18 protein-coding genes are annotated in these 19636 nt (G+C 72.3%); 5 read left to right on the top strand and 13 right to left on the bottom strand.

All coding sequences use genetic code 11. From position 1 onward, the window contains the following. Window positions 1–44: 44 nt before the first annotated feature. The 3 genes from ACIBCU_RS12565 to ACIBCU_RS12555 are packed head-to-tail and all read left to right on the top strand — an operon-like array spanning window position 45 to window position 2672. The gene (locus ACIBCU_RS12565) at window positions 45–614 is read left to right on the top strand and encodes a PadR family transcriptional regulator (RefSeq protein WP_399231069.1); all 570 of its coding nucleotides are present in this window, start codon (window positions 45–47) and stop codon (window positions 612–614) included. Continuing rightward, window positions 611–1351 (top strand): ABC transporter ATP-binding protein, encoded by a 741-nt coding sequence (locus ACIBCU_RS12560; RefSeq protein WP_399231067.1) that lies wholly within the window; start codon window positions 611–613, stop codon window positions 1349–1351. Before ACIBCU_RS12565 ends, ACIBCU_RS12560 begins: the two co-directional genes overlap by 4 nt. Then, entirely contained in the window at window positions 1341–2672 is a 1332-nt protein-coding gene (locus ACIBCU_RS12555) for an ABC transporter permease (protein WP_362942943.1), read from the top strand. The genes ACIBCU_RS12560 and ACIBCU_RS12555 overlap by 11 nt, the downstream gene beginning before the upstream one ends. On the opposite strand, the gene ACIBCU_RS12550 is transcribed toward ACIBCU_RS12555, so the two are convergent. The 7 genes from ACIBCU_RS12550 to xylB all read right to left on the bottom strand — a co-directional run bounded on the left by ACIBCU_RS12550 (window position 2665) and on the right by xylB (window position 11463). Next, window positions 2665–3861, bottom strand: coding sequence for a low temperature requirement protein A (locus ACIBCU_RS12550; protein ID WP_362942946.1), 1197 nt, complete (start codon window positions 3859–3861; stop codon window positions 2665–2667). The two genes, ACIBCU_RS12555 and ACIBCU_RS12550, sit on opposite strands and share 8 nt — an antisense overlap. 66 nt (window positions 3862–3927) lie before the next feature. After that, a complete protein-coding gene (locus tag ACIBCU_RS12545; protein ID WP_399231064.1) occupies window positions 3928–4176 on the bottom strand; it encodes a zinc-binding dehydrogenase in 249 nt (82 codons plus the stop codon). 120 nt (window positions 4177–4296) lie between these two features. Continuing rightward, window positions 4297–6186 (bottom strand): ABC transporter ATP-binding protein, encoded by a 1890-nt coding sequence (locus tag ACIBCU_RS12540; RefSeq protein ID WP_399231062.1) that lies wholly within the window; start codon window positions 6184–6186, stop codon window positions 4297–4299. A gap of 99 nt (window positions 6187–6285) precedes the next feature. Continuing rightward, complete coding sequence (locus ACIBCU_RS12535) at window positions 6286–7653, bottom strand: cytochrome P450 (protein WP_399231060.1); 1368 nt, start codon at window positions 7651–7653, stop codon at window positions 6286–6288. 153 nt (window positions 7654–7806) lie between these two features. Next, complete coding sequence (locus tag ACIBCU_RS12530) at window positions 7807–8631, bottom strand: hypothetical protein (protein ID WP_399231058.1); 825 nt, start codon at window positions 8629–8631, stop codon at window positions 7807–7809. Continuing rightward, window positions 8631–9911 carry a VWA domain-containing protein gene (locus ACIBCU_RS12525; RefSeq protein ID WP_399231057.1) on the bottom strand — a complete coding sequence of 427 codons (1281 nt, stop codon included), beginning with the start codon at window positions 9909–9911 and terminating at the stop codon, window positions 8631–8633. The genes ACIBCU_RS12530 and ACIBCU_RS12525 overlap by 1 nt, the downstream gene beginning before the upstream one ends. A gap of 70 nt (window positions 9912–9981) precedes the next feature. Then, window positions 9982–11463: a xylulokinase gene (xylB, locus tag ACIBCU_RS12520; RefSeq protein WP_399231055.1), complete on the bottom strand. Its 1482-nt coding sequence runs from the start codon at window positions 11461–11463 to the stop codon at window positions 9982–9984. Between the two features lie 221 nt (window positions 11464–11684). On the opposite strand from xylB, the gene xylA reads away from it, so the two are divergent. After that, window positions 11685–12854 carry a xylose isomerase gene (gene xylA / locus ACIBCU_RS12515; protein WP_399231053.1) on the top strand — a complete coding sequence of 390 codons (1170 nt, stop codon included), beginning with the start codon at window positions 11685–11687 and terminating at the stop codon, window positions 12852–12854. A gap of 60 nt (window positions 12855–12914) precedes the next feature. On the opposite strand, the gene ACIBCU_RS12510 is transcribed toward xylA, so the two are convergent. The 5 genes from ACIBCU_RS12510 to ACIBCU_RS12490 all read right to left on the bottom strand — a co-directional run bounded on the left by ACIBCU_RS12510 (window position 12915) and on the right by ACIBCU_RS12490 (window position 17560). Beyond that, window positions 12915–14171 (bottom strand): ROK family protein, encoded by a 1257-nt coding sequence (locus tag ACIBCU_RS12510; protein WP_399231051.1) that lies wholly within the window; start codon window positions 14169–14171, stop codon window positions 12915–12917. 65 nt (window positions 14172–14236) lie between these two features. Further along, entirely contained in the window at window positions 14237–15535 is a 1299-nt protein-coding gene (locus ACIBCU_RS12505; protein WP_399231049.1) for a phytase, read from the bottom strand. A 180-nt stretch (window positions 15536–15715) separates the two neighbouring features. Beyond that, window positions 15716–16279 (bottom strand): DUF305 domain-containing protein, encoded by a 564-nt coding sequence (locus ACIBCU_RS12500; protein ID WP_399231676.1) that lies wholly within the window; start codon window positions 16277–16279, stop codon window positions 15716–15718. Window positions 16280–16359: 80 nt separating this feature from the next. Beyond that, window positions 16360–17010, bottom strand: a complete 651-nt coding sequence (locus ACIBCU_RS12495) for a DUF3105 domain-containing protein (protein WP_362940115.1) — start codon at window positions 17008–17010, stop codon at window positions 16360–16362. A gap of 118 nt (window positions 17011–17128) precedes the next feature. Then, entirely contained in the window at window positions 17129–17560 is a 432-nt protein-coding gene (locus tag ACIBCU_RS12490; protein ID WP_362940118.1) for a hypothetical protein, read from the bottom strand. A gap of 62 nt (window positions 17561–17622) precedes the next feature. Between ACIBCU_RS12490 and ACIBCU_RS12485 the strand changes: the two genes are divergently transcribed. Then, on the top strand, window positions 17623–18513 hold the full coding sequence (locus tag ACIBCU_RS12485; protein WP_399231046.1) for a phospholipid scramblase-related protein: 891 nt from the start codon (window positions 17623–17625) through the stop codon (window positions 18511–18513). 30 nt (window positions 18514–18543) lie between these two features. On the opposite strand, the gene pcaC is transcribed toward ACIBCU_RS12485, so the two are convergent. Continuing rightward, window positions 18544–19635, bottom strand: coding sequence for a 4-carboxymuconolactone decarboxylase (gene pcaC / locus ACIBCU_RS12480; RefSeq protein WP_399231674.1), 1092 nt, complete (start codon window positions 19633–19635; stop codon window positions 18544–18546). Between the last annotated feature and the right edge of the window lies 1 nt (window position 19636).

Genomic DNA, 19636 nt, shown 5'->3' with positions numbered 1-19636 from the left:
CCTCACTATTCACTCAGTACATGTACTGAGGATATAGTCCGCGCATGAGTACCCGTCATGTCCTCCTGGGCCTGCTCGCGGCCGGGCCCTGCCACGGCTACGACCTGAAGCGGCAGTACGACGCCCGCTTCCCGCAGGCCCGCCCGCTCGCGTACGGGCAGGTCTACACGACGCTGCAACGCCTGGTACGTGACGGCCTGGCCGCGGTCGACGGCACCGACTCCGACGGCGGCCCGGAGCGCACCCTCTACCGGTCCACCGGTGAGGGATCGCGTGAACTGGACCGCTGGGCCGAGGAGATCACCGCGCCCGCGCCCTTCGTGACGAACGAGATCTTCGCGAAGGTCGTGGTCTCGATCCTCGTCGCGGCGGTCCCCGCGCAGCCGGGCCAGGACGGACGGAAGCCCGACGCCACGGCGCATCTGAGGGCCCAGCGCGCCGCCCACATGGAGCGCATGCGCGAGCTCACCGCACTCAAGACCGCGCCGGGCGCCGATCTCAGCACGGTGCTCTCGGCCGACTACGCCCTTGTCCATCTCGACGCCGACGTGCGGTGGATGACCACTACCGCCGCCCGCATCGACACCCTGACCGCGGAGGTCAACGCAGCATGATCACACCGGACGAACGGCTCTTCACGGGGGAGGCCGCGCTGATCACGGCGCGCGGCCTGAAGAAGGCGTACGGGAGGGCCGAGGCGCTGCGAGGCGCTTCGCTCGACCTCCGCGCAGGCGAGATCCTCGCCGTCACCGGCGCCAGCGGCAGTGGGAAGTCCACCCTGCTGCACTGCCTGGCCGGCATCGTCCGCCCCGACGAGGGAGTCGTCGCCTACGGAAGCGAACACCTCGACCATTCGTCGGAAGAACGGCTCAGTGAGCTGCGGCGCAGCGACTTCGGGGTGGTGTTCCAGTTCGGCCAGCTGATCCCCGAGCTCACCGCGCTCGACAACGTCGCGCTGCCGCTGCTGCTCGCGGGGACACGCCGCGGCCCGGCGCACCAGAAGGCGCGGGAGTGGCTGGAACGCTTCGGCGTCCGGGGGCAGGCCGGCCTGCGTCCCGGCGAGATGAGTGGCGGTCAGAGCCAATGCGTCGCACTGGCGCGCGCCTTGGTCACCGAGCCCAAGGCCGTCTTCGCGGACGAGCCGACCGGGGCTCTCGACTCACTCGCCGGGGAGCAGGTGATGACCGCTCTGGTGCACACCGCGAGGGAGATCGGTACGGCGGTGCTGCTGATCACCCACGACGCCCAGATCGCCGCCTACGCGGACCGCGAGGTGTGGCTGCGGGACGGGGTCGTCCACTCCGCCCCGGCCGATGTCCTCGCGCGGGAGGCGGCTCGCCGTGAGGTCTGACATCCGTATCGCCTGGACACTCGCGCGCGGCTCCGAACGCCGTGAATGGTGGAGGATCTCCCTCACCTTCCTGGGCGCCCTTCTCGCCACGGGCTTCGCCCTCGCGGCAGCCACGGTCGCCGCCGTGCAGGGGCAGGTCTCGATCCCGTACGCCCACGGCCTGCTCGACCAGCCCGGCGAGCGTGGGGGCGTGGTGCTCGCGCTCGTGCTGCTGCTGGTCCCGGTTCTCGGCTTCCTCGGACAGTGCGCGCGCATCGGCGCCGTGCACTGTCACCGGAGGATGGCCGGGATGCGGCTCGCCGGAGCAACCCCCGCACAGGTGCGGAGGATCGCCGCGGTGGAGTCCGCGTTCGCCTGCCTGGCCGGCTCGGCAGCCGGGTTCGCCGCGTTCGCCGTGTTCCTCGCCGTAGCGGGACACACTCCGCCTCCGATGGCCTGGGCGGGATTCGTGGTGGTCGTACTCGCCGTTCCGGTGGTCGCCGCGCCGGTGAGCGTCTTCGCACTGCGTCACGTCGTCGCTTCACCCCTCGACCATGTGCGCAGGACAGGCCCGGACCGGGGACGCCGGGCGGCGCTCGTCTCCTTGCTCGCGGTCGGGCTGATCGCCACGGCGGCACTGCTGCATCTGTCCCCGGCCGGCCGAAGCGTGAAGCCGTTCGCGCTGCTGGTCCTCGGCCTGGTGCTCCTCACCGGGGCGGGTGCGGTCTGGGTGAGCGGAGCGTTCGCGGCATTCGTGGGCCGCAGGCTCACCCTCCGTGCCCAGAACCCCGCGGTGCTCATCGCCGCGAGCCGCCTGGCCCAGGACCCGTGGGCGGCAGCGCGGACCCATGCCGCGCTGCTGCTGGTCACCGTTGTCGGCGTGGGCTTCGTAGGGGTCCGGGGAGTGCTGCTCGCAGCGCTGGCGGAGGGTGATTACCGGCCGGCGAGCCTGGCGTTCTACACCACCGGCATCGACCTGGCCGGATCCGCCGTCCTGGTCGCCCTGGCGATCAGCCTCTGCGGCCTCGCCGTGGGCACGGCCGAGTCGCTGGCCACCCGCCGCAGAGGCCTGGCGGCCCAGGCCGCTGCCGGGGTGCCGCACCGGGTCCTGGCCCGAGCCGCGCTCCTGGAGACCGCGCTCCCTCTGGCGCCCGCGCTTCTGCTCGCCGGCGCCGGGGGAACGGTGGTGTATCTGGCGTACGCCACGCTCGTGGGCGGGCCCGTCCCCCTGCTCCCGCTCCTCGTTCCGGTGGTGGTCTACGCGGCCTGCCTGCTGGCCGCGGCGACATCCCTGCCGCTCCTGCGGCGCGTGTCGCATCCGGCCGAACTCCGGTTCACGTAGCGGCCTTGGAGAGATCAGCCCCGCCGCGCGCTCGCGCCGCCACCACCAGCGTGGCGGCGACCAGCGCGGCGGCCAGGAGGCCGGTGGCGAGGACCGGGGCCGGGGTGAACGTCACGGCCAGTACGGCGAGGACGGCCACGGGGTGGATGAGGTCGTTGCGGCTGCGGAGTTCCTCCGCCCGGTGGTGCAGCAGCCACACCAGGGTGATGAAGACGGCCACGGGGACGGTGAACGTGGCCGCGGCGGCGTGGTCGGAGAGGTGGCCATGACCGGTGGCGTGGGCGACGTTGACCGCGAGTCCGGCGCCGACCGCGGCAGCCGAGGCGAAGACGAAGTAGTGGCCGTAGCCCCACAGGAGCGCCGCCTTGAGGCCGGTGAGCCGTTGCGGGGCGTTCTGCGAGAAGTAGAGCCACCACAGGGCGAACACGGTGAGTACGCCGCCGACGACGAGGGTCGCGATGTCGCCGAGCGCCGTCTCCTCGTCGAGGGCCGTACGGACGGCCGCCGTGGCTGCCGTCATGGTCTCGCCGAGGACGATGAGCGTGAACAGGCCGTATCGCTCGGCGATGTGGTGCGGGTGCCAGGGGGTCATGGCCGCGTTCTCGGCCCAGACGGGGACGGCGATCTCGGCCAGGACCAGGACGGCGAACGTCGGCAGGCCCCAGTCCTCCGGCAGCGCCAGGCGGGCGACCCAGCCGACCTGCACGATCAGGATGCCCACCGCGTAACGCAGGCAGGAGCGCCGCCGTCCGGGGTCGGAGCGGGCGGCGCGCAGCCATTGGGTGACCATGGCCAGCCGCATGATCACGTAGCCCCAGGTGATGACGGTGAAGTCCTGGTGCTGGAGGGCCTCGGCCGCACCGGCGGCCACGACGAGGGCGCCGGCGATCTGGACCAGAGTCAGCAGCCGGTACGGCACGTCGTCGGTGTCGTACGCGGAGGCGAACCAGGTGAAGTTCATCCACGCCCACCAGATGGCGAAGAACACCATGGCGTAGCCGAGGACCCCGTGCCCGATGTGGCCTTCGGCGAGTTCGTGCTCGAAGGCGGCCGACGCCTGGGCGACGGCGGTGACGAAGCACAGGTCGAAGAACAGCTCGAGCGCGGTCGCCGTGCGGTGTTCCTCGCCGGCGAGGCGGGCGACCATCGGCCGGTACCATGCGCCGAAGGCGGAGTGTGACTGACTCATGCGTACCCGGTTTCAAGGGTGGGGGAGGCCTGCCGGGTCGGGCCGGCTCGACGGACACCGGTCACGTTACGAGCGGGCCCCGGAAGCACGCAACGTCGACAGGCCGCCTCCCGGTGGGCACGAACCGTCGGAGCGGGACCTGATGACGACGTCCGTGGCGCCGAAGGCGAGCGCACGCCGGAGTTCGCCGTCCTGCACGTCGACCGCGACGATGCGGGAGGCCCCGGCGATCCGCGCCGCGCTCACCGCGTTGAGCCCCACGCCACCGGCGCCGATCACCGCAACCGTCTCGTTCGCCGCGACGCGCTCGACCATCCACAGGCTCGCCTCACCCTTGCCGAGTTCGGTGACGCTGTAGAGCGGCCGTCCACCCCAGTGCGTATCAGTGTTGCGGAGGATGCCGGAGGGCGGGCGGGGCGGTGTGCTGCCCGCCGGTCAGCGCAGCGCGTGGGCCTCCGCGTCTCCCGGCCGCTCGAACTGCGTGCGGTGCAGCTGCTCGTACCGCCCTCCGGCGGCCAGCAGTTCCTCGTGCGTGCCTCGCTCGACGACCCTGCCCTCCTCGACCACCAGGATCAGATCCGCCGCCCGCACCGTCGACAGCCGGTGGGCGATGACCACGGCCGTGCGGCCCTCCAGGGCCTCGGCCAGTGCCTCCTGGACGGCCGCCTCCGAGGTGGAGTCCAGGTGGGCGGTCGCCTCGTCGAGGATCACGACCCGCTGACTGGCCAGCAGCAGCCGGGCGATGGTGAGCCGCTGGCGTTCGCCGCCGGAGAGCCGGTAGCCGCGCTCGCCGACCACGGTGTCCAGTCCCTCGGGCAGCGACGCCACCAGGCCGTCCAGGCGGGAGCGGCGCAGCGCGTCCCAGATCTCCTCCTCGGTGGCCTCCGGCCGGGCGAGCAGCAGATTGGCGCGCACCGACTCGTGGAAGAGGTGCCCGTCCTGGGTGACCATGCCGAGCGTCTCCCGGATCGAATCGGCCGTCAGATCGCGTACGTCCACCCCGTTCAGCCGCACGGCGCCCGCGTCGGCGTCGTACAGCCGGGGGAGGAGCTGCGCGATCGTCGACTTCCCGGCTCCGGACGAGCCCACGAGCGCGACCATACGGCCCGGCTCGGCCGTGAAGGAGACGTCGTGCAGCACCTGTGCGCCGCCCCCGGAGTCGAGTGTGGCGACCTCTTCGAGCGAGGCGAGGGAGACCTTGTCGGCGGTGGGGTAGCCGAAGGAGACCCCGTCGAACTCCACGGAGACCGGCCCGTCCGGCACCCGGCGGGCGTCGGGCTTCTCGGTGATCAGCGGCTTCAGGTCGAGGATCTCGAAGACCCGCTCGAAGCTGACCAGGGCGCTCATCACCTCGACCCGGGCACCTGCCAGCGCGGTCAGCGGTGCGTAGAGCCGGGTGAGGAGCAGGGCCAGTGCGACGACCGCCCCCGGCTCCAGGCTGCCGCGCAGCGCGTAGTAGCCACCGAGCCCGTAGACCAGCGCGAGGGCCAGTGCCGAGACCAGGGTGAGCGCCGTGATGAAGGTGGACTGCAGCATCGCCGTACGGATGCCGATGTCACGCACCCGGCTCGCCCGTGAGGCGAATTCGGCGGACTCGTCGGCGGGCCGTCCGAAGAGCTTGATGAGCGTCGCGCCCGGCGCCGAGAAGCGCTCGGTCATCTGGGTGCCCATGGTGGCGTTGTGACCGGCGGCCTCCCGCTGGAGATCGGCCATCCGGGCACCCATCCGGCGGGCGGGTACGACGAACACCGGCAGCAGCACCAGGGCGAGCAGAGTGATCTGCCAGGAGATCGTGAGCATCACGGCCAGGGTCAGCAGCAGCGTGACGAGGTTGGAGACGACACCGGAGAGCGTGTTGCTGAACGCCCGCTGGGCGCCGATCACGTCATTGTTGAGCCGGCTGACCAGCGCACCGGTCCTGGTGCGGGTGAAGAAGGCGACGGGCATCCGCTGGACGTGGTCGAAGACGGCGGTGCGCAGATCGAGGATCAGCCCCTCGCCGAGGGTCGCCGACAGCCACCGGGTGAGGAGTCCGAGTCCTGCCTCCGCCACGGCGATCAGGGCGATCAGCAGGGCGAGCCGGGCGACCGTTCCGCCGTCCTCGCCCCGCACGATCGCGTTGACGACCCACCCGGCGAGCACGGGTGTGGCCACCGCCAGCAGCGCGGTGACCACGCTGAGGAGCAGGAAGCGGAGGATCCTGTTCCGATGCGGCCGGGCGAACCTCCCGATGCGGCGCAGGGTGGCCTTGGAGAAGGGTCTGTGATCCTTCTGGGCGTTCACAGTGCTGTGCAGTGAATGCCACGCGGTGACTTCCATGTCCATGCGGTGCCTCCGGGAAAGTCGGTCGGTATGCGTGGCACGCTAGGACCTCAAGCAAACTTGAGGTCAAGTGTTCGCGCCCGGCTTCACCCGTCGGGGCGGTCAGCGCGCCCGTACGGTCGCCATGACCTCCCGGTCGGGCTGCAGGGTCAGCGTCGGTACGGGACCGACGGGCCCCGGGTCCACCTCCAGCTGGAACCGGCGCGCAAGGACGGCGAGGATCAGCACCGACTCCACCATCGCGAAGCGCGTACCGAGGCAGACCCGGGGCCCCCCGCCGAACGGGAACCAGGCGTACTCAGGGATCTCGTCCACGGCCTCCGCGTCCCAGCGCTCCGGGCGGAACGCCTCGGGCTCAGGGAACCACCGCTCGTCCCGGTGGGTGGCCCACTGGCTGCTCCACACCCGCGTGCCCTCCGGCATCGGCACGCCGCCGATCCGGGCCCCCTCCTTGGCGATCCCGGTGACCAGCCAGATCGTCGGATACAGCCGGAGGGTCTCCTTCACCACCGCCTGGGCGTACGGCAGTCGGGCGTAGTCGTCGATCCCCGGCTCGCGGTCGCCGAGGACCCGGTCCAGCTCCTCGGTGAGCGCCGCCAGGGCGTGCGGAGTGCGGGAGAGCAGGTACCAGGCCCACACCAGCGTGGAACTGGTCGTCTCGTGGCCACCGATGTAGAGGGTGACCGTCTCGTCGCGGATCTCCTGGTCGGAGAGGTGCGCCCCGGTCTCGTCCACGGCGGTCAGCAGCCGGCTCAGCAGGTCGGGGCGTTCCCCGTCACCGTCCCGGTGCCGGGCCACCACGCGACCGACCTCCGCGTCGATCACCGCCGCGGCCTTCTTGATCCTGGCCCGTCCGGGTGTGGGCACCCAGTCGGGCAGGACGGCGCCGAGGCCGCTGAACTCCTTGCCGATCTCCTGCTGGGCGATGTCCATCGCGCGGCCCATCGACTCCGCGTCGGCCGGTGTGTCCACCCCGAAGATGGTGCGGACGGCGATCTTCTGCGTCAGGGCCGCCATCTCCCGCTTGATGTCGACGCGTTCACCGCCCGACCAGGTGTCGGCCAGCTCCACCGCGCACGCCGTCATCGTGGAGGCGTACGACTTCACCTGCTTGGGCCGCACCGAGGGCTGCACCAGTGACCGCTTGCGCCGCCAGTCGGTGCCGCGCGCGACGACGACGCCGTTGCCCATGACCGTACGGAAGGCGATGCCCAGCAGCGGCTGGTCGAAGGTGCGTTCCGTCTCGGTGAGCAGCTCCCCGATGCACTCGGGATCGGCGATGAAGACGCAGTCGTGCCGGCCGAAGCGCCAGCGGACCATGTCCCCGTACCCTCGCAGCCGTTCGAAGAAGGCCAGGGGGTCCTTGCCGAACTGGGGCAGGCTCCCCAGCAGGGGGAGGCCCCTCGGCCCCTGGACGAGCCGGTGACCGCGCGGTTCGGCGTCGAGGGCCGCGCCGGTTTCCGTGGACATGGGCAACTCCCGTCATCTGCCTTGTGCAGTACGTGAGTTGCAGAGCCTAATGCCAGTCGGCCATGGGTTCGAGAGGGGTCTTCGGTGCCGGGGCCCGGTGTGCCCGAGGGCCGCAGGCGGTGTCCTGCGGCCCTCGGATCCGGTGCTGCGCGATCAGACCCCCGGCGGCACCCGGGAAGGACGGCCGCCGCCGCGGGTGAGGCCGTAGCCGAACACCGCGGCCAGCGCCGCGAGTACGCCTCCGCCGACGGTCCACAGCCAGCGGTCGGTCCACCATCCGGAGGACCAGCCGTCCTCCGGCTCGCCGGCGGCCGGGGCGCCGCCCTGCGCGGAGGCGACGGAGACGCCCGGCACCAGGGGCTCGGCGAGGGAGCCGCCGACGTCGTGGGCGCCGCCCTGGCCGTCGGAGGTGACCTCGGTCTCGACGTGGACCGGCAGACCGAGGTCTTCCTCGGCCAGACCGACCACCGTCAGGCGTACGTAGTAGGTGCCGGGCAGAGGGTCGGACGCCCACGGCTCGGACCAGGCGCGGACCGTACGCAGCACACAGGACAGCTCGACGGTGCCCGCGTCCGGTGCCGCCTTCCTGGTCTGGTGGCCGTACATGCAGGCCTGCCTGCGGCGGAGCCCGTCGTAGACGTCGACCTGCCAGGTCGACGCGCCGTGCCGGGTGGCGCTCTCCGGAAGGCTCACCTTCGCGCGGACGGTGGGGCGTTGGCCCGAGTCCGCCGGGAACGACCAGTAGAGGTAGTCACCCGTGGACGCGTCGGCGGTGGCCGTCTGTTCCTGGCGCATCGCCGTGGCGGTGCGGAAGGTGGTGCCGGCCTCGGTCGGTCCCGCCGTCCCGTCCTCCGCGGGGCTCGCGCTCGCGGACGGGTCGTCGGCGACGGCGCCGCCCGCCGAGGTCAGCAGGGTGACGGCGGCCAGCAGCGCTCCCGCACACGCGCGTCCGAAGGTGGTTCTGCCGGTGGTACGCATCAGTTGGTCCTCCATACGGCAACGCGCCAGCGCGAGATCCAGCCGAACAGCAGACCCGCGATCAGTCCGGTCAGCACCATGACGCCCAGCAGCCACCAGCCACGGCCCAGGCCGAAGGCGGCGACGTCGGAGGCGTCGTCGGAGGCGTCCACGACGTCGATGGTGAGTTCGACGGGCATGCCGGGAGTGGTCTTCACGGACGGGGGTGCCGAGAAGGAGTTGCTGAGCTGGAGGCAGACGGCCTCGGCGGCGGGCTTCACGTCCGTGTCGTCCGCGTCGTCCTGGTCGGGCTTCGGGTACCGCAGCCCGGTGGAGACGGCGTCCGTGCGCCCCGTTCCGGACTCCGAGCCCCGGACGATCTCGCGGCCGTGGGTGGTCACCGCGCGCAGCAGGACCCCGTAGTCGTCGTTCACGGCGCGGTCCGCCGCCACGCTCACCGAGGCGCGCAGTTCCTGGCCGGGCAGGACGTCCACCCGGTACCAGCGGTGCTTGCCGATCTCCTGGCGGTCCGTGTAGAGCCCGGCCTTCAGCTCCGGGGCCGCGGAGCAGCTGCCCGCACCCTCGGTGGCCACGGGGGTGATGACGGGCTCCGCGGCACGGTCCACCAACTGCTTGACACGTCCCGAGAGTTCATCGGTGTGCTGGACCGCCGTGTAGGTACCGCCGGTGGCCTCGGCGATGCAGGTCAGCTGCTGCCGGATCTTGGCGTTCGGCACCAGGCCCAGCGTGTCGATGACCAGGTGGATCCCCCGGGCGGCGATGTCGCGCGCGACCTCGCACGGGTCGAGCGGGCCGCAGGTGTCCTCGCCGTCGGTGATCAGGACGATCCGCCGGGTGGCGTCCCCGCCATCGAGGTCGTCGGCGGCGCCCAGCAGGGCGGGCCCGATCGGGGTCCAGCCGGTCGGCGCCAGGGTGGCGACGGCCGTCTTGGCCTCGGTGCGGTCGAGCGGGCCGACCGGGTAGAGCTGCTTGGTGTCCTTGCAGCCGACCTTCCGGTCGTCGCCCGGGTAGTCGGCGCCGAGCGTACGGATGCCGAGCTCCACCTCCTCGGGCACCGCGTCCAGGACGTCGTTGAACGCCTGCTTGGCGGCGGATATGCGGGACTCGCCGTCGATGTCGCGGGTGCGCATGGAGCCGCTGACGTCAAGGACCAGTTCGACCTTGGGCGATGCGGCGGTGGAGGGTTCGTCTGCGGCGGCCGGGAGGGCGGTGCCGGGCCCGGCGGCCAGGGTGGCGAGCAGGACGCACACCCCGGCCGTCAGCCGTTTTCTTATGATCATCGCCGGATCCTATTGAAGATCCGCGGTCATCCCCAAAACGCGTGCGCCGGACGCGATTTCGGGGCTTGCCTCATCCGCCGAGCAGGGGTTCCGCGGCCTTGTCCAGCACCGAACCGACGCGCTCCCAGGTCTCGGTGTCCCGTTCCACGGGCGGGAGTTCGGCGTCGTCCGACTTGGCGTTCCAGCGCGTCGCGATGGCGACCGGGTCGCCGCCGCCCGCCGCGGAGGCGGCCAGCGCGGCCGCACCCAGCGCGACCAGTTCGCCGCTGCCCGGCACGATCAGGGGCCGTCCGGAGAGCCGGCGCACGGTCTCGACCCATGTGCGGCCCTGGGCGCCGCCGCCGATCAGCCGCAGTGGCCGGCCCGCGACCTCGGGGTCGTCCGGGTCGAGGCCGCAGGCCCGCAGGAGTTCGTCGAGTGCCCGCAGCACGGTGAAGGCCGCGCCCTCGTACGCCGCGCCCAACAGCTGCTGCGGTGTGGTGTCGTGCCGGAGCCCGGTGAGGAGCCCGGAGGACGTGGGCAGGTCAGGGGTCCGCTCCCCGTCCAGGTACGGGAGGAGGACCGCCTCGCCGCCGGGCGTCGCGTCGTCGCGGTGCAGCCCCAGCAGGGAGGCCACCTTGTCGACGGCCAGGGTGCAGTTGAGGGTGCAGGCCAGCGGGAGGTACGTACCGTCGGCGGCGGCGAAGCCGGAGAGGGCCGTGGACGCCGGGCGGGTCCGGGAGGCGGCGAAGACCGTACCCGAGGTGCCGAGGCTCAGGACCGGATGGTCCAGCAGCCCCGCACCGCCCAGGCCGAGACCCACCGCGGCGCTCATGTTGTCACCGGTGCCGGCCGCGACGGCGATCCCGGCCGGCAGGCCGAGCGCCTCCGCCGCGGCCTCGGTCAGGGAGCCGATCCGGGTCCCGCCCGTCGCCGCCACCTCGGGCAGCATGGAGAGGTCCAGACCGAGCCGGTCCAGCAGCTCCGGGTCGTAGGCGCCCGTGGCGGTGGAGTACCAGCACGTGCCCGACGCGTCGCCCGGGTCCGTCGCGGCGACGCCCGCGAGCCGCTCCGTGAGGAAGTCGTGGGGCAGGCGCACGGCGGCCGTCGCCTCGGCGTTCGACGGGTCGTTCTCGCGCAGCCACCGCCACTTCGTCGCGGTCATGGAGGCGACGGGCACCGTGCCCGTGCGCGCGGTCCACGCCTCGGGGCCGCCCAGCTCGGTGACGAGCGCGGCGGCCTGGGGCGCGGAGCGGGTGTCGTTCCAGAGGAGCGCGGGGCGCAGCGGGCGGCCGGCCCGGTCGAGGGCCACGAGTCCGTGCTGCTGTCCCGCGACGGCGATGCCGATGACGGAGGACGCGGAGAGGCCGGACTCCTTGAGCCCGGCCGCCACGGCGTCGCACAGCGCCCGCCACCAGACCTCGGGGTCGGTCTCGCGCGCCCCGCCCTCGCCTGTGACGACGTGCTGGGCGCGGCCGACGGCCAGCAGCTCACCGGTCTCGGTGTCGGTGACTGCAGCCTTCGTGGACTGGGTGGAGCTGTCCACGCCGATGACGACGGTACGCGGCGGCATGGGCTACCTCTTCTCGTGCGGTTTCCGGCGGTGCGGGTTTTGGGAGTGCGACAAACAAATTACGTGATCGACGGTGTCCGGAACAGAGGCGGCCCCCGTTTCGCCTTCAGGGGGGTTACGTCCATCCGGTACCGTGTGCATAATTAATCATGTCAGTGAACAAATAGGTTCGGGGTACTGGCGACGGCTCCGGACCCCAGGCAGGCGAAGGCGGACACATCATGACGGATCGCTTCACTCCCACTCCCGCGGACAGGTTCACCTTCGGTCTGTGGACCGTGGGCTGGCGTGGCAACGACCCGTTCGGTGAGCCGACGCGTCCCGCGCTGGACCCGGTCGAGTCCGTGGAACGGCTCGCGGAGCTCGGTGCGCACGGGGTGACGTTCCACGACGACGACCTGATCCCGTTCGGGTCCTCCGAGACCGAGCGTGCCCGGCTGATCGGCCGGTTCAAGGACGCGCTGGAGCGCACCGGGATGAAGGTCCCGATGGCCACGACCAACCTGTTCACGCACCCGGTGTTCAAGGACGGCGGGTTCACCTCCAACGACCGTGACGTACGCCGTTTCGCGCTGCGCAAGGTCATGCGCAACATCGACCTGGCCGCGGAGCTCGGCGCCACCACCTACGTCGCCTGGGGCGGGCGCGAGGGCGCGGAGTCCGGCGGCGCCAAGGACGTGCGCGTGGCCCTGGACCGGATGAAGGAGGCCTTCGACCTGCTGGGCGACTACGTCACCGAGCAGGGCTACGACCTGCGCTTCGCGATCGAGCCCAAGCCCAACGAGCCCCGCGGTGACATCCTCCTGCCCACGATCGGGCACGCGCTGGCCTTCATCGAGCGCCTCGAGCGCCCCGAGATGGTCGGCGTGAACCCGGAGACCGGCCACGAGCAGATGGCCGGACTGAACTTCCCCCACGGCATCGCCCAGGCCCTGTGGGCCGGCAAGCTCTTCCACATCGACCTCAACGGCCAGTCCGGCATCAAGTACGACCAGGACTTCCGCTTCGGCGCCGGCGACCTGCGCCAGGCGTTCTGGCTCGTCGACCTGCTCGAGACCTCCGACTACACCGGGTCCCTGCACTTCGACTTCAAGCCCGTACGCACCGACGGCATCGACGGGGTGTGGGAGTCCGCGAAGAACTGCATGCGCAACTACCTCATCCTCAAGGAGCGCGCCCTCGCCTTCCGCGCCGACCCCGCCGTCCAGGAGGCCCTGACCGCCTCCCGCCTGAACGAGCTCGCCCAGGCCACCGCCGCCGACGGCCTCAAGGCACTCCTGGCCGACACGTCCGCCTACGAAGACTTCGACGCGACCGCCGCAGCCGAACGCTCCATGGCCTTCGAAGCCCTCGACCAGCTCGCCATGGAACACCTCCTCGGCGTCCGCTGACCCACCCCCGGGGCACCCGACACACCACCACCGGGCGCCCCGGCCCAGCGGGACCCGCTGTCAGACATCCACCGGCGCGGGCCCGGCGTACGCCACCGGGTCCGCCAGCACGTCCTGCACCACCAGCGCCGCCGCGCCCCGCGCCGCGTCACCGGCGACGGACGACGCGCGCAGTCTGCCGCCGCCCCGGGACCACAGGCCGGACACCACGCGGCCCGTCAGCTCCTCGTCGGCAGGGGGCGAGAGCCACGGCATCAGCCCGCGGTATATCCCGCCGAGCACCACCGCGTCCGGGTCGAACAGATTGACCGCGCCGGACAGCACCTGCCCCAGCATCCGGCCGGCGTCGGCCACGGCGGCCAGCGCCACCGGGTCACCGGCCCGCGCCCGGCGCTCCAGCTCCATCACTCCGGCCGCCCCGCCCGCGGCCTCGTCGATGCCGGCCGCGCGGAGCAGAGCCGACTGGCCGGCGTACTGCTCCAGGCAGCCGCGCGAGCCGCAGCGGCACTCCGGGCCCGCGGGGTCCACCACGACGTGCCCGATCTCCCCGGCGAAACCGTGGGCGCCGCGCAGCAGTTCGCCGTCGAGCACCAGGGCTCCGCCGACACCGATCTCGCCCGTCAGATAGAGGAAACTGCGGACCGCCTCGAGTCCGCCGAACCACAGCTCGGCCAACGCCGCGAGATTCGCCTCGTTCTCCGAGCGCACCGGCAGAGGCGCCGTGCCGGGACGCAGTCCGGCGAGCGCCTCCGCGAACAGCTCCTCGGCGGCGACCTCGTTCCAGCCCAGGTTCGGCGCCTGGCGCACCGAACCGTTCGAGACGAGCCCCGGCAGCGCCAGCGCCGTGCCGACCGGGTACAGATCCTGCTCCCGCGCCGAGTCCAGCGTGCGGGCGGCGATCGCCGCCGCCCGGGCCAGGACCTCTTCCGGCGGGGCCCCACGGTTGTCGAGGTGCTCGGTCTGCCGCACCCGGCCGGTGCCCGCCAGATCCACGACGCACACCGACACGTAGTCGATGTTGATCTCCACGCCGAGTCCGGCCGGCCCGGTGCGCGCCACCTTCAGGGCCGTACCGGGGCGCCCGGCCTGACCGCTGAACATCTTGCCCGACTCGGTCACGAAGCCGCTGTCCAGCAGCTGCTCGACCAGGGAGGACACCGCGGCACGGGTGAGCCCGACCCGGGCCGACACTCCGGCCCGGGTCGCCTCGCCGGCCTCGCCCTCGTCCCGCACGGCGCGCAGCACGAGGCTCAGGTTGTGGCGCCGCACGGTGTCCTTGTCGGCCTTGGACCCCAAGGGCGTGAGGTAGCTCTTCATATCGTCGCCGAGCCTATGCGATGCCCCTCCGCGCACGGCTCGCGGTACGAGGCCGGGCCCGTGCGCTACATGTCCGCCGCGTCCGTCACCGCGCCCAGGTCGACGAACTTGAAGCCGGTCGCGTCCCGGCCCTCCTCGCTGCCCGACGCGGACGTCTCGTGCCCGTCCTGGACCACGAGCAGCCCGCGCGGGTAACGGGAGCCCAGCGGCGCGTCGATCACCGAGGCACCGTCGCACTCCTCGCTGCCGTCGAGGTCCGCCGACACGGCGGTGACGCGGAAGCCGCCCTCGTACTCGTTGTCCTCGGAGACCTCGCGGTCGTACAGCGCGAAGCTGTTGTCACCCTGACCGGACGCCATGAGGTAGCCGTCGCCGCCGGACTCGCGGAAGAGGGTCAGGCCCTCCACGTCGGCCGCCAGCCGCTTGCCGCCGAAGCCCGGGTCGGCGCCGGGGGCGCACTCCTCGGTCTCCGGGTCGTACGTCCCGGGGACGCCGTACTCCCGGACCTTGTCCACCAGGACCGGGCGCCCGGTGAGCGAGGCCGGCAGCCGCCAGATACCGACGTCCTCCTGTCCGGCGTAGAGCGTGCCGTCGTCCGGGTCGACGACCATGCCCTCGACCTGGGGCAGCTCGCCCGGCTCGCCGCACGGCGTCCACGACGTGCCGTCCGGGAGCCGGAAGGACGAGGGGAGCGAGAAGGTGCGCACCTTCCGGTAGCCCACCGTGCCCGTCGCCGTCGGCCTCAGCTCCAGCAGCGCGAGGTCCGTGGTGTTGCGGCGGCTGACGAGTGCGTACGACCGCCCGGAGGAGCGGTCCTGCCAGGTCGCGAGTCCGTAGGCCGTCCGCTGCTCGTTGATCTCGGCCTGGTCCGACGAGAAGACCGGGGCGGCGCCGGGGTCCGTGACGTCCTTCAGCGGGCCTCCTGGCTGCGACGGGTCGACGCGGTAGACACGGAGGCGGTCGTTGCCCCGGTCGCTCACCACGGCCACGTCGGCGCGGCCGGACGGGGTGCGGAGCCCGGTCACGAGGTCGACGTTGTTGAACCTGCCCGGAGCGTCGTCCTCCGTCGCGGGTGACGGTGCCGGGACCGACTGGACCAGGGACGCGTCCAGACCGTAGACCCGGAGCCCGCCCTCCTTGGCGGTCGCGACGACCAGGCTGCGCCCGGGGTCGGCGTCGTTGCGCCAGATCGCGGGGTCGTCGGCGTCGGCGTTGCCGCCCGCCTCGTCGTCGTGGAGCGGGGCCGTCTCGGCCGTCGCGCCGACGGACGGCAGCGACTGTGCCCGCGCCGGGGACAGCGGGACCAGAGTGATCAGTGCCGTGCCGAGGAGGGCGGCTGCCGCCGGCCAGGGGGAGCGGTGCATGCGCACGGATGGTTCCTGTCGTGAGAGGGACATGTCCATGACTCGTCAGGAAGTGTCGGGCGGGTGAGCGGTGCCCCGGTGTCGTGTCCATGAGGGGGATGTGGGCGCCAGGTGAATTCGCGGGGGCGGGCGGGTCCGGCGACGTGTGTCACCGGGCCCGCCCGTCGCCCGCCCGGGGGCTCAGGGCCGCGCACCCCGGGCCTCGAGCATGTCCGCCATCAGCGAGATCTCCGACTCCTGGGCACGGGCCATCCCGGCCGCCAGGTCCCTGATCTCGTCCGTGCCCGCCGAACCGGCGGCCGCCCGCGCCATGTCGGCCCCCGCCCGGTGGTGGACGGTCATCAGCCGCAGGAAGCGCACCTCCGCGTCCCTGCCCTCGGCCGCGCGCAAGGCATCCAGTTGGGTGTCCGTCGCCATGCCCGGCATCAGGGAACCGTCGGACGGGGTGACCGGGTGGCCCATCCACTCCATCGGCGGCCGGTCCGAACTCTTGGGCCGGCCCCAGGACTCCAGCCAGCCCAGCATCATGCCCCGCTGATTGGCCTGCGTGTTGATGATGTCGTACGCGAGGCGGCGTACGTCCTCGTCCTCGGACCGGTCCCGGACGATGAACGCCATCTCCACCGCCTGCTGATGGTGGACCGACATGTCCCGGGCGAACCCCACGTCGACGGAACTCTCCGCGGGGACGGCGCCGGGCGCCCCGGAGTCCGACGAGGAGGCCACCGAGGGCCGTACGACCATCAGCAGCACGAGCCCCACGGCCACGACGAACACCGCGGCCCCCGACCACACCAGCGAACGGGGAACGCGCGCGGACGAGGTCACTTGGCGACCCCGCCGGAGCAGGCGGCGCCCGGCTCAGGGGTCTGCGCGCCCTGGACGTACTTGGTGAAGAACTGTGCGACGCGGGCGTCGGTGGCGCTCTTCACGGTGAGCTGCTTGCCCCAGGCGCTGAGCGTCAGCGGGTCCTTCTGGTCGGCCACGGGGCTCATCAGGGAGTACGGCGTCCTGGCTACGCGCTCGGACAGCGCCTTCACGTCCGCGTCCTTCGCCTTGTCGTTGTACGTGACCCAGACGGCGCCGTGCTCCAGGGAGTGGACGGCGTTCTCGTTCGGTATCGCCTCGGTGTAGACGTCGGCGTCGCAGTTCATCCAGACCGGGTTGTGGTTGCCGCCGACGGGCGGGTTCATCGGGTAGTCCACGGGTGTCTCGACGTGGTCCTGGGTCAGGTCGTCCCAGGACTTCTCACCGGTGACGGGCGACGTCCTGGCCTGCTCCTCGGCCTTGTCCTGCTCGTCGGCGGCCGACATCAGGTAGCCGCCACCGGCGACGAGGCCGGCGACCACGACGACGGCCGCGGTGATGGTGATGATGCGGCTGCGACGCTCACGGGCCCGCTCCTTGCGGCGCGCCTCGTCGAGCTTGGCGCGGCGTGCGGCAGCGGGGGTGTTCTGGTTCTTGGGGGAAGCCATGTCTGGTCCTCGGGTTCGGCGGATCGCGTGCGCGGACGGCGCGTCACGCGGGGGAACGGGCACACGGACGAGTCACCTGCCGGGCGCCGGAGGCGGCGCGGGAGGTGGATCCGGAGGCCTAGATCCGCTGGACCTGAAGACGCAGGTGGTCGACAGCGCCCACGCCGTCGTTGGTGGGGCCCCGGATGGCCGCCGCGCCGGTGAGCGGGGCGGTCCGGAGCGCCGCCGAGGGGCAGGGCAGGGCGACGGGAGAGGGATGGGCGGGCAGCACGACGGCCGTCGAGTGGTCCGCCGTTCCGTGACAGGAGCTGCCGATCCCGCGTTCGTCAGGGGCGTCGGCCACCACGACCGACGCGGCAGCCGAGGGCACCGGGGTGAAGGCCCTCGCGGCCGTCGCGGAAGGTGCCTCGGCTCGGGGCGAGGCCGTGGCCGCCGGTGAGCAGCAGAAGAACACCGCCACGAGCATCAGCGCCCAGACCGGGGCGACGGGCAGGCCTCTGCCGCTCCGTCGTCGGTCGGTCCACACACTCGCTCCGGTCATCGCCGCCATCGTAGAGGGTGTGTGAATCTTCAATGAGTCGGCCTCACAGATTGGCAGGATAGTGTGCCCCGGTGACGACGCAATCGAACGTACCTGCTGGTTGGCATCCGGATCCTCACGGCGCGCCCCAGCTGCTGCGCTACTGGGACGGCTCCCGGTGGACCGAGCACACGCACCCGGCCCAGGGACAGGCACCCGCCCAGGCCCAGGCCGCCGCTCAGGCTGTCCAGCCCCAGGCCGCTCAGCCCCAGGCCGCCCACCCGTACGCCGCTCAGTCGAACTCCGCGGTGCCGCAGCAGCAGGCGCCCGCCCAGCAGTTCGCCCCCCAGCAGGCCGTTCCCCAGCAGGCCGGACCCGGCGGCGGCACGCTCTTCAACCAGCAGGTCCTGGTCGTGAACCAGAAGGCCAAGCTGATCGAGCTCACCAACGAGTACAGCGTCTTCGACCAGCAGGGCAACACCCTCGGTTCGGTCGTCCAGGTCGGCCAGAGCGCCGTGCGCAAGGTGCTCAGGTTCGTCTCCAGCGTCGACCAGTACCTCACGCACCGCCTGGAGATCCGCGACGCCTACGGGCAGCCGCAGCTGCTCCTCACCCGCCCGGCGAAGTTCATCAAGTCCCGGGTCGTCGTCCAGCGCCCGGACGGACGACCCGTGGGCGAGATCGTCCAGCAGAACGCCATCGGCAAGATCAACTTCGCCATCATGGTCGACGGGCAGCAGATCGGCGCCATCAAGGCCGAGAACTGGCGCGCGTGGAACTTCGCCATCGTCGACCACAACGACGCCGAGATCGCCAGGATCACCAAGACCTGGGAGGGCTTGGCGAAGACGATGTTCACCACGGCGGACAACTACGTGCTGCAGATCCACTACCAGCTGCCCGAACCGCTGTTGAGCCTCGTCGTGGCGACAGCACTCACCGTGGACACCGCACTCAAGCAGGACGCCCGCGGCCTCGGCTGATCCTCCGGGGCCGGGGCCGCCGCCCCGGCCTCAGGCCTGCGCCGTCCCCTTCCGCTCCGCCTCCGCCAGCTCAGCCAGCACCCGTTCCGCCACCGCGAACGCCGAGTTCGCCGCAGGGACCCCGCAGTAGACCCCTGTCTGCAGGAGCGCGGCCCCGATCTCCCGGGGACTGAGCCCGTTGCGCACCGCCGCGCGGACATGCATCGCCAGCTCGCCGTGGTGGCCGTGCGCGACCAGGGCGGTGAGCGTGATCAGGCTGCGTTCGCGCCGGGACAGCGTGGGGTCGGTCCAGATCTCGCCCCAGGCGTAGCGGGAGATGAAGTCCTGGAAGGGTGCGGTGAACTCCGTGGTCGCGGCCTGCGCCCGGTCGACGTGCGCATCGCCGAGGACCTCGCGCCGCACCGCCGTCCCGCTCCCGCGCTCCCCGGGCGCGAAGTGGGCGCGCAGCGCCTCCCGTACGGCCGCCGGACGTTCGGCGGCAGCCAGGTGGGAGGCGCCCGGCAGTTCGGTCAGCGCGGCTCCGGGGATCCCGTCGGCGATCTCCCGGGCGTGCGCGGGCGGCGTCGCCGGGTCGTCGCGGCCCGCGACGACCAGCGTCGGAGCCCGTACCTCCGACAGCCCGGGCCGCAGATCACAGTCGGCGAGCGCATCGCAGCACGCGGCGTACGCCCCCGGGTCCGTACCCAGGAGATCGTCGAGCAGCCGGGGCTCGGTGAATCCGGGTGTGAACCAGCGGCCCGCCGCGCTCTCCGCCACCTTGCCGAGGCCCTCGGCGCGCACGAGGGCCGCGCGCTCCCGCCATGGACCCGGGTCGCCGAAGTGGGCGGAGGAGCAGACGACGGCCAGGCGGTCGACGCGCTCCGGGTGGTGGACGGCGAGCCAGAGGCCCACGGCGCCACCCAGCGACACCCCGGCGTACGAGAAACGGTCCAGGGACAGCGAGTCGGCGAGATCCAGGACCAGGGCGCCGAGATCGGCGATCCCCGCCCCGGGGCCGATCAGACCGGCCGGCGAGCCGCCGTGGCCCGGCAGGTCCCAGCGTACGACCCGGTGGGCGGCGGAGAGTTCGGGGGCGACCCCGTCCCAGAGAGCCGTGGAGGTGCCCAGCGACGGACCGAGCAGG

The sequence above is a fragment of the Streptomyces sp. NPDC051064 genome, from assembly GCF_044455985.1.
Taxonomy (GTDB): Bacteria; Actinomycetota; Actinomycetes; order Streptomycetales; family Streptomycetaceae; genus Streptomyces.
The sequence above is the reverse complement of the archived record's forward strand: the minus strand, read 5'-3'. Positions and strand labels throughout refer to the sequence as shown.